This window comes from Pseudooctadecabacter sp. (assembly GCF_965657175.1).
GTDB lineage: Bacteria > Pseudomonadota > Alphaproteobacteria > Rhodobacterales > Rhodobacteraceae > Octadecabacter.
On the sequence record NZ_CBFHNH010000015.1, the window covers coordinates 21478 to 34927 of the forward strand.

The following is a 13450-nucleotide window of genomic DNA, read 5'->3' on the forward strand; positions in this document are numbered from 1 at the left end:
GCGCGAACATGCGACAGGGAAGATTATGCCAGTTCTGGTGATGAAATTCGGCGGCACATCGGTCGCCACATTGGACCGCATCAAACGCGCCGCCAAACGGGTGGGCGTTGAGGTTGCCAAAGGCTACGACGTGATCGTCATCGTGTCCGCGATGTCGGGCGAAACCAATAAGTTGGTGGGCTTTGTGGGCGAAACATCGCCCCTTTATGACGCGCGCGAATATGATGCGGTGGTGTCGTCGGGGGAGAACGTGACCGCAGGTTTGATGGCGCTGACGCTGCAGGAAATGGACGTCCCAGCGCGCAGCTGGCAGGGCTGGCAGGTGCCGGTCAAAACCACCTCTGCCCATTCCTCCGCCCGAATTGAGGAAATCCCCACGGACAACATCACGGCCAAATTCGGTGAGGGCATGAAGGTGGCCGTCGTCGCGGGCTTTCAGGGGGTCAGCCCCGAGGGCCGCATCACCACGCTGGGGCGCGGCGGGTCAGACACCACGGCTGTGGCCTTTGCCGCCGCCTTCGAGGCCGAGCGCTGCGACATCTACACCGACGTCGATGGCGTCTACACCACCGACCCGCGCGTGACCGACAAGGCCCGCAAGCTTGACAAGATCGCGTTTGAGGAAATGCTGGAATTGGCGTCCTTGGGGGCCAAGGTGTTGCAGACACGGTCAGTCGAATTGGCCATGCGGTACAAGGTGCGCCTGCGCGTGCTGTCATCATTTGAAGAACAATCCGACGAGGCCGGAACCCTCGTTTGTGCGGAGGAAGAGATTATGGAATCCAACGTGGTGGCCGGTGTGGCCTTCAGCCGTGACGAAGCAAAGATGACGCTGATTTCTGTGGCGGACCGCCCCGGCATTGCCGCCGCGATCTTTGGCCCGCTGTCTGAGGCAGGGGTGAATGTCGATATGATCGTGCAGAACATCTCCGAAGAAGGGCGGACGGATATGACGTTCTCTTGCCCTGTGGATCAGGTGGCGCGCGCTGAGAAAGCGATGGAAGAGGCCAAGGCCGCAGGCGACATCAATTTCCATGATCTGGTGGCCGATCAGAACGTGGCGAAAGTGTCGATCGTGGGCATCGGCATGCGGTCCCACGCAGGCGTGGCGGCCAAGATGTTCGAAACCCTGCGCGACGAAGGCGTCAACATCAAGGTGATCACCACCTCTGAGATCAAAGTCAGCGTGTTGATCGACCGCAAGTATATGGAACTGGCCGTGCAGTCCCTGCACGATGCGTTCGGGCTCGATCAAGCGGCATGATTGTCCGGCCCATCACGCAGGCGGACAGGTCCGCTTGGGATGCGCTTTATGCAGATTACGCGGCCTTTTATGAGGCCGCCCAGACCCCGCAGATGCGCGCGCGGGTCTGGGAGTGGATCATGGACCCAGATCATGAGGTCGACGGGCTGGTCGCTGATGCGGATGGTACCTTGATCGGGTTTGCCCATATCCGGCCCTTTGCACGGCCCCTTGCGTCCACCACGGGCCTTTTTCTGGATGATCTGTTCGTGGGGGAAACCGCACGTGGCACAGGGGCTGCGCAGGCCTTGATTGAGGCTGTGCGCCAGCACGCCGAGGACGCGGGCCATACCTCTGTGCGGTGGATGACGGCCCATGACAACGCCCGTGCCCGTAAGGTCTATGATCAGGTGGCAGCGCCCATTCCCTTCACGACCTACGACATGAGCGTCTAGGCCCCCCGTGTTCAATCCATGATTGCGGGGCGCTGATTGCACGGATAGTCTGGCGGCGAGGACACGAGGAACACCATGCCAGCCAGTTTTGAGACCGAAAGCCGCAAATTGCTCGGCCGTCTCCGCGATGTCATGGCATCGGGGGGCGAAGGACAGGCGCGTTTGGACGAAATCGTGCGTCTGATCGCATCGTCCATGAAGGCCGAGGTCTGTTCGATCTATCTGTTCCGTGACGCCGAAACGCTGGAACTTTGCGCCACCGAAGGGTTGGAGCAAGAGGCCGTGCACCAAACGCGGATGCGTCTGGGTGAAGGTCTGGTGGGCCGCGTGGCGACCACCAAACAGGTCGTGAACACCGCCGACGCCCCCGCCGCGCGCGGGTTCCGCTATATGCCTGAGACCGGCGAAGAACGCTATTCCAGTTTCTGCGGCATTCCCGTGCAGCGGTTGGGCACCACCATGGGCGTGTTGGTTGTGCAAAGCCGCGCCAGCCGCGAATTCACTGCAGATGAGGTTTACGCGCTTGAGGTCGTGGCCATGGTTCTGGCTGAGATGACCGAACTGGGCGCCTTTGTGGGGGAGGGCGCCGCCCTTAAGGCGCGCCACCAGGAACCGGTCATTTTCCGGGGCAATGTGGGCCAAGAAGGGGCCGCGGGTGGTAACGTCTACCTGCACGAACCCCGTGTGGTCGTGACCAATGTGATCGCCGATGATCCCGAGGCCGAACTGGCCCGCCTGCGCGATGCCGTCGATACCCTGCGGGTGTCAGTGGATGATATGCTGACCCAGACGTCGACCGTGAATAACGATCAAAAACAGGTGCTTGAGGCCTACCGCATGTTCGCCAATTCCCGTGGCTGGATGCGCCGGATGGAGGCCGACATCGCCCAAGGTCTGTCGGCTGAGGCCGCCGTGGAAAAGGAGCAATCGCTGGCGCGCAACCGCATGGGGCAGGCCGACAGCTATCTGCGGGACCGTCTGCACGACCTTGATGATCTGTCCAACCGCCTGCTGCGCATTCTGACGGGGCAGGGGTCCGATACGGGCGCTGAAATGCCCGCCAATCCGGTGCTGGTGGCGCGCAATATCGGCCCGGGTGAGCTGTTGGATTATGGCAAAACTCTGAAGGGGATTGTTCTTGAAGAAGGCTCCGTAGGATCGCACGCCGCGATCGTGGCGCGCGCTTGGGCGATCCCGCTGGTGATCCGCGCCCAAGGCATCACGACCGAGGCGTTGAACGGCGATCCGATCCTCGTGGACGGCGAACAGGGCATTGTGCACCTGCGTCCGGACGAACAGGTGCAATCGGCCTTCAAAGACAAAATCGCCATGCAGACCGAGGCGCAGCTGCGCTACGCCAGCATCCGTGATCTGCCCGCGCAGGCGCGCTGCGGGTCGGTGGTGTCTTTGCACATGAACGCGGGCCTGATGGCGGATTTGCCGTCGTTGGAAAATTCCGGTGCCGAAGGCGTCGGGTTGTTCCGCACGGAACTGCAGTTCCTTGTGCGCAGCCAGATGCCCCGCCGCGCTGAATTGTCGGCGCTTTATTCAAGGGTGATGGATGCCGCCCAAGGCCGCCGCGTTGCCTTTCGGACATTGGACATCGGGTCGGACAAAGTGCTGACCTATATGAAGCCCAACGATGAACCCAACCCTGCGATGGGCTGGCGCGCGATCCGCGTGGGGCTGGAAAAGCCTGGCGTGCTGCGGATGCAGTTGCAGGCGCTGATCCGGGCGGCCAACGGGCGGCCTTTGACAGTGATGTTCCCGTTCATCGCCCAGTTGGAGGAATTCCGCTCTGCCCGTGCGGAATTCGACAAAGCGATGGAACGCGAACGCATTTTGGGCCATCCGCTGCCAGCCTCGGTGGAAATTGGCGCGATGCTGGAAACCCCCAGCCTCGCTTTCGCGCCGGATGTGTTCTTTCAAGAGGTCGATTTTATCTCCATCGGGGGCAATGACCTTAAACAGTTCTTCTTTGCCGCGGACCGTGAAAACGAACGGGTGCGCCGCCGCTATGACACACTGAATGTCAGTTTCCTGACCTTCTTGGAAAACCTGATCGCGCGCTGTCACGCCCACAACACACCCGTCAGTTTCTGTGGGGAGGACGCAGGCCGCCCGATTGAGGCCGTGGCCTTTGCCGCCCTCGGCTTGCGCAGCCTGTCCATGCGTCCGGCCTCCATTGGGCCGGTCAAGCACCTGCTGCGGCGGCTGAACCTTGATGATGTTCGGGATGTCATCCACGAGGCGCGTGTCAGGGGCGACATGTCCGTGCGCAGCGCCATCAGTGACCATCTGCGCGAACAGATCTAGGAAATCTGCAAATTAAATGTGCGTGCGCCGAAACTATGGGCGCGCGCGCCCCGTTCCTTTCAGCACACCCCCCGAAGAACAGGGGGAGGATGACACTGTCTTGAAAGGACACTTCCCATGCTTATGCGTCTTATGACCACAACGACCGCCCTTACATTGACCGCCGGTATCGCTGCCGCAGATGGCCACGCCTCAACCATGGGCTATGCCCTTGCCAATGACGGCATGACACTGGTGGCGATGGACAGCATCGCCGCCCCCGCTGAGGCGCAGATGTTCGATCTGGCACAAAAGGTCGACGCGATTGCCTATCGTCCGGTGACGGGCGATTTGTTGGGCTACACCAACGGCGCAATCTTTAAGATCAACCCTGCCACTGGTGAATTGACAGATCTGGGCGCCACCTTTGCCGATGATGCGATGATCATGGACGGCGCCACCGTGGCCTTCGATTTCAACAACGCGATCGATGCGGTGCGTGCCGTGGCGACATCGGGTGAGAACCTTGTCTATTTCCCCGAAGGCTTCGGCGACATGGATGACCGCGCCAATTCCGTGCTGCGGTTCACCGATCTGGCCTATGCAGAGGGCGACGTGAACGCCGACGTGACACCGGGCGTCTATGCAAACGCCTACACCAACGCCATTGCCGGTGCGACCGCCGAAAGCACTTTTCAGTATGCGCTGGACTATAACGCCAATGCCTTGATTTCACTGGCCAACAACGCGGGCACATTGGAGACGGTGGCCTATCTGACAGTCGACGGCGACACCGTCGATCTGTCTTCCATGGGTGGGTTCGACATCGTATCGCCCGAGGTTGGCACAGACGCGGCCTATGCCATCTTGCAGATGGATGGCTCTGAGACAGCTGGCCTTTATGCCATCGACCTTGAAAGCGGTGCGGCAACGTTGCTCAGCGATCTCGGGATGGGCGGCATCACCAGCTTCGCAGTTTCCATGGGGATGTAATCCCCATTGGACAGAGGCGGGGAAACCCGCCTCGGACGGCGGCGCATCAGGGGAGGGTGCGCCGCCATTTTTATGGCGTCCAAAGTGCCGTATCGGGATGGAACTGTGACCACGCAAACCAGAAGGCCTGATGCGATCCAAGGTCTTCGCCGTCCTGCCCCACGGCGCGAATGCCACCCGCGTCCAGCGCCAGACGCACGTTTTCAAACGTCACCTCAGCGCCCGATTGCAACGCCAGCTGGGCCGCACCCCGTTCGAACGCCACCGGCGTGCCCGACGCTGTGACAACGCCGATCACGTCATCCTGCACGGCCAATCGCGGGTCCACATCGCCCACCGGAAAGATCGGCCCGTTCGCATCGCGTCCGTTGCGAAAGTCAAAATCGCGGCCCAAGGCCAGTTCTTCGACCAAAACCGTGGTGTCGGGATGCGCCTCTTTCCACGCGCCCCATGTGGTCGTCAGAACGGTCGCTTGGTCCAGCACGACACCGGCCTCAGCCAAGGGGCCTGTCACGGCGCGGCCCAGAAAGGTGTCAAACACCGACCACGTTGCGCGGTCATACATGACCTTGTTGGACCGGATCAAAAGGCCCGAGGTGCGCAGCACGGGGCGGGTCACAGCGCCTGGCACATCATCGGTGAAATAGGCCTGCATGGCGCCGCACAACGTGCAATAGGGAATGCCCAGATCACGCCCGCCCAAGGTGTCGTTCACCATCTCACGGACCTCCATGATCTGGCGCGGATAGGCGCGGGCCTCCCCGTTGATTTCGATGCCGAAGACGACGTCATCCTCGTCCAGCCACGTGGCCTCAGCAGCGGTTTCAACCTCAGGGTTGTCGACGGCGGGGATGCAATTGCACAGCTCATCCATGCCGAAGGGGCGGTCATCGATCAGCACGCCGCCCCAGCTGACCATGCGCCAATCGATGTCGCCTTCGACAAAAATGCGGTCCCAGCCGGGCACGAAATGGGTGAAAATCCCGCGTTTGTGGGCGAGGTATCCGGGATAGGCGGGGATGTCCCATGCGATCAGGTGGTTCGTCAGTTCGTCCCAGCGGCGAAAGGCCGTGTATTCGATGCCCAACAGGTCGGCTGCGGCCTGCGCCAGCGCATCGTCAAAATCGCGCCGCCATGTGAACCGCATCATGTCGCTGATGAGCCACGCCAGACGGGGGTCATCGGCGGCCACGATGTCGGCCAAAGCCTCTTGCTGATTGGTGGTCCACAACGACTGGGCGAGGCTTTCGACAAAGACCACGGCCACGGCCTGTTGCAGATCGGGCGACAAGTCACCGGTCGGAATGGCGGGGGGCGTGCCAAATTCAGCGATGACATAATCCGGCAGATCCGCCTGCGCGCTGGCGGCCTGCGGCCCGATCAGGGCGAGGCCCAAAAGCGATACATCCAAAAGCGTGCGAAACCGAGAACGGGTGGGGCGGGACATCGAAGCAACCTTTCGATCAGGACTGCGCGCAGCATTCCCGATTGGCGCCTGACGTGCCAATCAAACTCTCGTCAGTGGGATGTTAGGCGCGCAGGACCGGTGGCTTTTGCAGTTTGCCAAGTTCTTCATGAAAGGCATCTGCGACGGCTTGGGTGCCATAGCGGCGGGCCAAAGCCCGCAGTCCGAAATGGACATGCGCCAGATCGGTATAATAGCTGACGAAGGTGTAATTCGTGCCTGCCCCGGCCGCAGCGCCCAAGATCGGGACGGTCTGGCTGGCGAGTTTCTGTCCTAACACGGTGGCAAAGCGCGGGGCGACTTTGCTGATCAGTTTGTTGATCGCAGCGCCCGACAGGCCCAGCCGCGCGCCGATGAACGTGGTGTCGATCCCGTCATCCTCCGCCCCCGGTCCGCCCTTGCCAAAGACATGCAAGCACTGCGCACGTGTTTCAGGCGACATGGGGTCTTCGCCATGGTGTTCCGCGATTTGCTGCACGGCGCGGAAGATCACGGTGGTGGCAAGCGGCAATTCCGCGACGGCTGTGGGCAGGCCGCCAAGGCCGCCCAAAGCCCCCGAAACAGAGGCCAGCGCCTTGTGCGCGCGGTCAGTGGCAACCAAACGGCCCAGCCCGCCTTGCGACCGGCCCGCCGCATCGTAGCTGGCGCGCAAGGCCCGCGTCGCCGCGCCGTCAAGGCGGGCTTTGGTGCTGGGAGGAAGGATTTTCAGGCCGTCTTCGACCTGACCGCCAAGAAAGGTGATGACCTGCATCAAAACACCTGACGCATTGTGCTGACGCGCGGCGATGGCCGCGATCTGCGCCCGTGCCTCAGGCGGTAAGGGGGCAGGGGGGGCGTCTGGATTCACGACGCGCATCGTCTCATTTTCAGCTGTCATGGGTTTTATGTGGGGGAGGGGCGCCGGATTTTCAATCCGGCAGCGCGTCAAGGCGTTTGCGCACGCGGCCTCGCACGCCGGCCCATGGGCCAAACCCGAGCACACGGTCGGGGTTTGTGGGGGGTGGCATGACCACCCCGCTGAGACGCCGGAACCCGAAGCGTTCGTAGTAAGGCGCGTCCCCCACCAGCAACACGCGCGGCCAACCGGCCCCGCCCGCACGCATCAGAACATCGCGGATCATCAGCCCGCCCAGCCCTTCACCCTGACGGGTAGGGTGAACGGCCACGGGGCCCAGAAGCAGCGCGTCATGGTCCTCAACGCGGATGGGCCAGCAGCGGATGGCGCCGCCCACACTGTCACCGTCCTTGACGACGCTGCAAAAGGCGGGGAGGGGGGGGACCTCATCGCGCAGCCGGTAGGACGACAGCGCCTTGCGACCGGGTGCAAAGCACAGATCGTAAAGGGCCTCCACTTGGGGCGTGTCGTCCGGGGTCTCGAAGGTGAGTTCCATTGCCGTTGTTGAACCGATGTTTCGTTCACTTTGCAACGGGGTTATCACGAGGCACACAATCGGAGCGACCCCCATGTTCTACGAACCCAAAGACGGCCACGGCTTGCCGCATAATCCATTCAACGCCGTTGTGGCCCCGCGCCCTATCGGCTGGATTTCAAGCCGTGGGGCGGATGGTGCGGACAATCTGGCGCCCTATTCGTTCTTTAATGCGGTCGCTTACCTTCCGCCGCAGGTGATGTTTGCATCGACCTCTGCCAAAGAGGATCGCGGGGATACGAAGGATTCGGTGGCCAACATCCGCGAAACGGGCGTATTTACGGTCAATATCGTCGAATACGCCATGAAGGGTGTGATGAACCGGTCCAGCGGCCCATGGGCGCGCGATGTGGATGAATTTGCCGATGCGGGAATCACCAAGGCCGCGTGTCAGACGATTGATTGCGCCCGTGTGGCGGATGCGCCGGCGGCTTTGGAATGCCGGATGACCCAGATCGTGAAGATCGAAGGGGAGGCGAATTTTGTGGTCTTCGGGGAGGTCACAGGCGTCCATCTGCGCGACGATTGCATGGTTGAGGGCAAGTTCGATGTGACCCGTTTCACGCCACTGGCGCGGATGGGGTATCAGGACTACACCGCCGTGCGCGAGGTTTTCCCCCTCAAACGGCCAGAATAGGATCGGCGGGGCGGGACTGTTTGGCCCCGCGGCCCAAAGGCGCCCGCCCGCCGACCCGTTTGGTTTAATGCCCGCCGATGATGCCCGTGCGAACGGAGTAATCCACCGCGATTTCGTAGTCGGGGTCATCGTCGCTGTCGACCACAAGGTGTCCGGCTTTCGACAGCAATGCATGACAGTCGCGGGTCAAATGGCGCAGTTGCACGGATTTGCCCAGGTCTTCGTATTTGGCGGCCACGGCCTCAATCGCCTGAAGCGCCGATTGGTCGGCCACGCGGCTGCCTTCGAAGTCGATGATCACGGTTTTGGGGTCTGCTTCGACCTGAAACAATTCCATGAACCCGTCGGAGGAGCCGAAGAACAAGGGGCCATTGATCTTATAGACCTTCGCGCCCTCAGGCGTGGTGTAGGTGCTGGCGTAGATGCGTTTCGCATTCGACCATGCGTAGGCCAAGGCGGACACGATGACACCCACGACCACGGCAGTGGCAAGGTCCGTCATCACGGTGACGATTGTGACCAGAACGATGACGAAAGCGTCGGTGCGCGGCACCTTGGTCATGATCTTAAAGCTGTTCCACGCAAAGGTGCCGATCACGACCATGAACATCACACCGACCAAGGCGGCCAGCGGGATTTGTTCGATCAGGCCGGAGGCAAAGAGGATGAAGGCCAACAAGAACAGGGCCGCAACCGTGCCCGCGATCCGTGTGCGACCGCCGGATTTTACGTTGATCATGGACTGGCCGATCATCGCACAGCCGCCCATGCCGCCAAAGAAACCGGTGACCGTGTTGGCCACACCTTGGGCGATACATTCTTGACTGGCGCCGCCGCGTTTGCCGACGATTTCGCCCACAAGGTTCAAGGTCAGTAGGCTTTCGATCAGGCCGATGGCGGCCAGGATCAGCGCATAGGGCAGGATGATATAAAACGTCTCAAGCGTGAACGGCACGGCCGGAATATGGAACGGCGGAAGGCCGCCTTCGATGCTGGCCAAATCCCCCACCAGCGGCACATCCAGACCCAAGGCAATGACCAGAATGGCCACGATGCCGATGCCCGCCAAGGGCGCGGGGATCAGGTTGGTGACACGCGGCCAGACCCAGATGATTGCCATGGTCAGCGCTGTCAGCGCCAACATCAAATAGAGTTTCGGCCCCGACAGCCATTCACCGCCCGACACGCCGTGTCCCGCGATCTCACCCGATCCGGGCACTTGAAATTGGGTCAGCTGGGCCAAGAAAATCACGATCGCCAGACCGTTTACAAAGCCCAACATCACCGGATGCGGCACCAGTCGGATGAATTTGCCCCAGCGCATGAAGCCCACGAAAAGCTGGATAATCCCCATCAGGACAACCGTCGCGAACAGGTATTCAACACCGTGGACAGCCACCAGCGACACCATCACGACCGCCAAGGCCCCCGTGGCCCCGGAAATCATCCCCGGGCGCCCCCCGATGAGCGCTGTGATCAGACCGACGATGAACGCCGCATACAGCCCCACCAGCGGTTCCACCCCGGCCACAAAGGCGAAGGCCACGGCCTCTGGCACCAACGCCAGCGCTACGGTCAGACCGGAGAGGACCTCAATCCTGAGCCGGTCTGGCGTCAGGTTTCGTGAGGAGGGCTTCAGATCGGCATCTTCGAGACGACCGACGAGCTTGGCGAACATGGATTGACGCAACGGATCACCTTGGCAGTTGAGGGGTGTTTTCGGGCCGTGTATCGGAGGCGCGCAGGCATGTCACCCCCCGCAGCGGAGGCGCATTGGTCTGTTGCGTCTTCACAAGCCCCTCATCACACGGCTAGGTTGCGACAAGGTTAAGGCAGGATGCATATGCAGACGAAAATCGGAATTATTGGCGGGTCGGGGCTTTATGACATTGACGGGGTGCAGGACGCCGCCTGGCAAACCGTGGACACGCCGTGGGGTGCGCCGTCTGACCAGATCCGCACCGGCACGCTGAACGGGACGCCCATGGCGTTTCTGCCGCGCCATGGGCGCGGTCATGTGCATTCGCCCTCAACCGTGCCGTACCGCGCCAACATCGACGCGCTTAAACGGTTGGGGTGTACGGATATCATCGCCGTCAGCGCCTGCGGGTCCTTTCGGGACGACATGGCACCCGGCGATTTTGTGATCGTCAGCGATTTTATCGACCGCACCTTCGCGCGGGAAAAATCCTTTTTCGGCACCGGCTGCGTGGCGCATGTCAGTGTGGCCCATCCGGTCTGCGCGCGTCTTGGCGATGCCTGTGAGGCCGCCGCCCGTGCCGCCGGTGTCACCACTCATCGGGGCGGGACGTATCTTGCCATGGAAGGCCCGCAGTTTTCGTCCATCGCCGAAAGCCGGCTTTATCGCGATGTCTGGGGCTGTGATGTGATCGGGATGACCAATATGCCTGAGGCGAAATTGGCGCGTGAGGCTGAGATCTGCTATGCCTCCGTCGCAATGATCACGGATTATGACAGCTGGCATCCGGGTCACGGGACCGTTGATATCTCAGATATTATAAAGACTTTGGGCGGCAATTCGGCGGCGGCGAAAACCATGGTCGCGGATATTCCCGCCCGTCTTGGCCGCGACCGTGCCCCGTGCCCCTGTGGCTGCGACCGCGCGTTGGAGCATGCCATTATGACTGCCCCCGACGCCCGCGATGGGGCGCTGGTTGCCAAACTCGACGCTGTTGCAGGCCGCGTGCTGTGATCTGCGCACCATGCCCCACCCAAACAAGGACCACCCCATGAAAACCGTTCAGGATTATATCCGCACGATCCCCGATTTCCCCCATGAGGGGATCATGTTCCGCGATGTCACGACGCTCTTTGCCGACCCGCGCGGGTTTCGCATGGCGGTGGATCAGCTGCTGCATCCCCATGCGGGCGCGGACATTGATGTGGTTGTCGGGCTTGAGGCACGGGGGTTCATTCTTGGCGGGGCAATCGCGCACCAGCTGGGCAAGGGGTTCGTACCGATCCGCAAGAAGGGCAAGCTGCCGGGCAAGACCATCGAACAGGCCTATACGCTGGAATACGGTGAGGCCGTGATGGAGATGCACGACGACGCGATTGAGGCGGGGGCCAAGGTGCTGGTGGTCGACGATCTGCTGGCCACGGGCGGCACCGCAGAGGCAGGGATCAAGCTAATTGAACGTCTGGGCGGGGTCGTCGTGGGCTGCGCCTTCGTCATCGACTTGCCGGATTTGGGCGGTCGCAAGAAACTGGAAGGGATGGGGATGGACGTCCACATCCTGTGTGAATTCGAAGGCGACTAAGCGGCCACAGATCAAGCGGGGTGGGGTTGGCCGTCGTAGGTTTCAAACAGCCCCGTGTTGGTGATGTTCAGCGCGTCAAAACGGGCGATCAGCCCTGCAGCGCTGTCCTCAGGCGATACGGCGGCGGAGGCCCCGCCCATATCGGTGCGCACCCAGCCGGGGTGATAGGCGCCCACGGCCACGCCGTCTGACTTAAGGTCTGTGGCCAGATTGAACGCCAAGTTCGTCGCGGCGGCCTTGGATGCGCGGTAGATATATCCGCCACCGGAGGCTTTGGTCGACGCGCCCATCTGGCTTGAGATGATGGCGATTTTACCCTTGGCCGCCCGCAAATTCGGCAGCAAGGCCTGCACCGTCAGGAACACGCCCGTTACGTTGATGGCGAAAACCTCGGCCCACATGTCGGCAGGAAAACCGGTGGTCAGGTCTTCGCCCCGATCCGGGTAAACGCCTGCATTGCACACCAGCAAATCCAGCGGTCTGTCGCCAAAGGCATCCGCCGTCGCGCGGATTGATGCCGCATCAGAGACATCGACGGCGATGTCGCGCCCCTGACGGGCCGTTGCGGTCACCGTATCGCCCCGCGCCTCAAGCTGGGCGGTCATCTGCGCGCCAATGCCGCGGCTGGCCCCCGTGATCAAAACCTGCATCAATTCGTCTTTCGTTTGGGCATGAATGGGAGGGGGGCTACGGGGATCCCGTCCTCGATCAGCTTTTTCGCGTCGTCCAACTTGGCCTCACCGTAGATGGCCCGTTCAGGGGCGTCGCCGTCATGCATTTTGCGCGCTTCGGTGGCAAAGGACATGCCGACGTAGTCGCTGTTGTCCTCGACGTGTTTTCGCATCTTGGTCACCGCGTCCTCAGCCTCTGACATCGGGGCTGCCAAGTCCGCCGTGTTGGATTTCGCGGGCACGGACGGGGCCATAAGGCTGCGTGTCACCTGTGCCGACCCGCAGACCGCGCAGGCCAGATGACCGGCCTTTTCCAGCGCATCAAAGGCGGAAGAGGACGCGAACCAGCTTTCGAACCGGTGGTCTTGGTCGCAGGTGAGGGTGTAGCGGATCAATGATAGCCCCTTTGGTCTGCCCAATAGATAGGGCGCGACCGGTGGCAGAGCAATATGGCACGGGCCCGTCGGGCGTCAGGCAGGCTGAAAGCGCAGGATGATTTCACCCAGTTCAGCGTCGCTGACCATGGCGGCGGCTTTCTTGCGCGACACCCACTTGCGCTGACGTTCTTTTTTCTCAGGCCAGCGGCTGTGCACCTTTTTGACCCTGAGGGCGTAAAGAACGGCCATGCAGGGCAATTCATCTTCCGTGCGGACTTTGTAATAGCTGAACACGCCCACAGGCTGGGGCGATATCTTGCCTTCGACCCCGGCCTCTTCAAAGGCTTCGGTTGCGGCGGCGTCCATGGGGGTTTCGCCGTTCATCGGCCAGCCTTTGGGCACGATCCACCGGCCCGACCGGCGCGACGTCACGAGGCAAAACTGCAGTTTGTCGTTTTTGATGCGGTAGCACAGCGCCGCAAATTGGGTGCGAAGATCGGTTTTGGCGGCATCGCCCAAATCAATCTCTTGCTGTTGCAAACCTTTCATGTTTGCCATGGGTACGGTTCTTCTTCTTAACTCGTTTAACGTCCTCAATGACTT

The 13450-nt window shown here is 61.6% G+C and carries 14 protein-coding genes; 7 read left to right on the forward strand and 7 right to left on the reverse strand.

Annotation, left to right across the window (positions count from 1 at the left end; all coding sequences use genetic code 11):
- The first annotated feature begins 25 nt into the window (after positions 1–25).
- The 4 genes from ACTG36_RS12385 (at position 26) to ACTG36_RS12400 (ending at position 4986) form a co-directional block, all read left to right on the forward strand.
- On the forward strand, positions 26–1264 hold the full coding sequence (locus ACTG36_RS12385; protein ID WP_375280337.1) for an aspartate kinase: 1239 nt from the start codon (positions 26–28) through the stop codon (positions 1262–1264).
- Positions 1261–1698: a GNAT family N-acetyltransferase gene (locus ACTG36_RS12390; protein WP_375280338.1), complete on the forward strand. Its 438-nt coding sequence runs from the start codon at positions 1261–1263 to the stop codon at positions 1696–1698. The genes ACTG36_RS12385 and ACTG36_RS12390 overlap by 4 nt, the downstream gene beginning before the upstream one ends.
- 75 nt (positions 1699–1773) lie before the next feature.
- Positions 1774–4014 (forward strand): phosphoenolpyruvate--protein phosphotransferase, encoded by a 2241-nt coding sequence (gene ptsP, locus ACTG36_RS12395; RefSeq protein ID WP_375280339.1) that lies wholly within the window; start codon positions 1774–1776, stop codon positions 4012–4014.
- 117 nt (positions 4015–4131) lie between these two features.
- Positions 4132–4986, forward strand: a complete 855-nt coding sequence (locus ACTG36_RS12400; RefSeq protein ID WP_375280340.1) for a DUF4394 domain-containing protein — start codon at positions 4132–4134, stop codon at positions 4984–4986.
- Positions 4987–5056: 70 nt separating this feature from the next.
- Here the strand turns inward: ACTG36_RS12400 and ACTG36_RS12405 are convergent, their stop codons facing one another.
- The 3 genes from ACTG36_RS12405 to ACTG36_RS12415 form a co-directional block, all read right to left on the reverse strand.
- On the reverse strand, positions 5057–6433 hold the full coding sequence (locus ACTG36_RS12405; RefSeq protein WP_375280341.1) for a DUF3179 domain-containing (seleno)protein: 1377 nt from the start codon (positions 6431–6433) through the stop codon (positions 5057–5059).
- 82 nt (positions 6434–6515) lie between these two features.
- Positions 6516–7328, reverse strand: a complete 813-nt coding sequence (locus ACTG36_RS12410) for an EcsC family protein (protein WP_375280342.1) — start codon at positions 7326–7328, stop codon at positions 6516–6518.
- A gap of 31 nt (positions 7329–7359) precedes the next feature.
- The gene (locus ACTG36_RS12415) at positions 7360–7842 is read right to left on the reverse strand and encodes a GNAT family N-acetyltransferase (RefSeq protein WP_375280343.1); all 483 of its coding nucleotides are present in this window, start codon (positions 7840–7842) and stop codon (positions 7360–7362) included.
- 73 nt (positions 7843–7915) lie between these two features.
- Between ACTG36_RS12415 and ACTG36_RS12420 the strand changes: the two genes are divergently transcribed.
- Positions 7916–8518, forward strand: coding sequence for a flavin reductase family protein (locus ACTG36_RS12420; RefSeq protein WP_375280344.1), 603 nt, complete (start codon positions 7916–7918; stop codon positions 8516–8518).
- A 64-nt stretch (positions 8519–8582) separates the two neighbouring features.
- Here ACTG36_RS12420 and ACTG36_RS12425 read toward each other — a convergent pair whose 3' ends face one another.
- Positions 8583–10196 (reverse strand): SulP family inorganic anion transporter, encoded by a 1614-nt coding sequence (locus tag ACTG36_RS12425; protein WP_375280345.1) that lies wholly within the window; start codon positions 10194–10196, stop codon positions 8583–8585.
- A 165-nt stretch (positions 10197–10361) separates the two neighbouring features.
- On the opposite strand from ACTG36_RS12425, the gene ACTG36_RS12430 reads away from it, so the two are divergent.
- On the forward strand, positions 10362–11231 hold the full coding sequence (locus ACTG36_RS12430; RefSeq protein WP_375280346.1) for an S-methyl-5'-thioadenosine phosphorylase: 870 nt from the start codon (positions 10362–10364) through the stop codon (positions 11229–11231).
- 37 nt (positions 11232–11268) lie between these two features.
- The gene (locus ACTG36_RS12435; RefSeq protein WP_375280347.1) at positions 11269–11799 is read left to right on the forward strand and encodes an adenine phosphoribosyltransferase; all 531 of its coding nucleotides are present in this window, start codon (positions 11269–11271) and stop codon (positions 11797–11799) included.
- An 11-nt stretch (positions 11800–11810) separates the two neighbouring features.
- Here the strand turns inward: ACTG36_RS12435 and ACTG36_RS12440 are convergent, their stop codons facing one another.
- The 3 genes from ACTG36_RS12440 to ACTG36_RS12450 form a co-directional block, all read right to left on the reverse strand.
- Complete coding sequence (locus ACTG36_RS12440) at positions 11811–12449, reverse strand: SDR family oxidoreductase (protein ID WP_375280348.1); 639 nt, start codon at positions 12447–12449, stop codon at positions 11811–11813.
- Complete coding sequence (locus ACTG36_RS12445; protein WP_439142494.1) at positions 12449–12865, reverse strand: DUF1178 family protein; 417 nt, start codon at positions 12863–12865, stop codon at positions 12449–12451. The genes ACTG36_RS12440 and ACTG36_RS12445 overlap by 1 nt, the downstream gene beginning before the upstream one ends.
- A gap of 75 nt (positions 12866–12940) precedes the next feature.
- On the reverse strand, positions 12941–13405 hold the full coding sequence (locus tag ACTG36_RS12450; protein WP_375280350.1) for an NUDIX hydrolase: 465 nt from the start codon (positions 13403–13405) through the stop codon (positions 12941–12943).
- Positions 13406–13450: the final 45 nt, after the last annotated feature.

What these genes read in the sequence shown, in the direction of transcription:
- ACTG36_RS12385 (WP_375280337.1), top strand. Translation starts at nt 26, where the DNA reads ATGCCAGTTCTGGTGATGAAATTCGGCGGCACATCGGTCGCCACATTG.
- ACTG36_RS12390 (WP_375280338.1), top strand. Translation starts at nt 1,261, where the DNA reads ATGATTGTCCGGCCCATCACGCAGGCGGACAGGTCCGCTTGGGATGCG.
- ptsP (WP_375280339.1), top strand. Translation starts at nt 1,774, where the DNA reads ATGCCAGCCAGTTTTGAGACCGAAAGCCGCAAATTGCTCGGCCGTCTC.
- ACTG36_RS12400 (WP_375280340.1), top strand. Translation starts at nt 4,132, where the DNA reads ATGCTTATGCGTCTTATGACCACAACGACCGCCCTTACATTGACCGCC.
- ACTG36_RS12405 (WP_375280341.1), bottom strand. Translation starts at nt 6,433, where the DNA reads ATGTCCCGCCCCACCCGTTCTCGGTTTCGCACGCTTTTGGATGTATCG.
- ACTG36_RS12410 (WP_375280342.1), bottom strand. Translation starts at nt 7,328, where the DNA reads ATGACAGCTGAAAATGAGACGATGCGCGTCGTGAATCCAGACGCCCCC.
- ACTG36_RS12415 (WP_375280343.1), bottom strand. Translation starts at nt 7,842, where the DNA reads ATGGAACTCACCTTCGAGACCCCGGACGACACGCCCCAAGTGGAGGCC.
- ACTG36_RS12420 (WP_375280344.1), top strand. Translation starts at nt 7,916, where the DNA reads ATGTTCTACGAACCCAAAGACGGCCACGGCTTGCCGCATAATCCATTC.
- ACTG36_RS12425 (WP_375280345.1), bottom strand. Translation starts at nt 10,196, where the DNA reads ATGTTCGCCAAGCTCGTCGGTCGTCTCGAAGATGCCGATCTGAAGCCC.
- ACTG36_RS12430 (WP_375280346.1), top strand. Translation starts at nt 10,362, where the DNA reads ATGCAGACGAAAATCGGAATTATTGGCGGGTCGGGGCTTTATGACATT.
- ACTG36_RS12435 (WP_375280347.1), top strand. Translation starts at nt 11,269, where the DNA reads ATGAAAACCGTTCAGGATTATATCCGCACGATCCCCGATTTCCCCCAT.
- ACTG36_RS12440 (WP_375280348.1), bottom strand. Translation starts at nt 12,449, where the DNA reads ATGCAGGTTTTGATCACGGGGGCCAGCCGCGGCATTGGCGCGCAGATG.
- ACTG36_RS12450 (WP_375280350.1), bottom strand. Translation starts at nt 13,405, where the DNA reads ATGGCAAACATGAAAGGTTTGCAACAGCAAGAGATTGATTTGGGCGAT.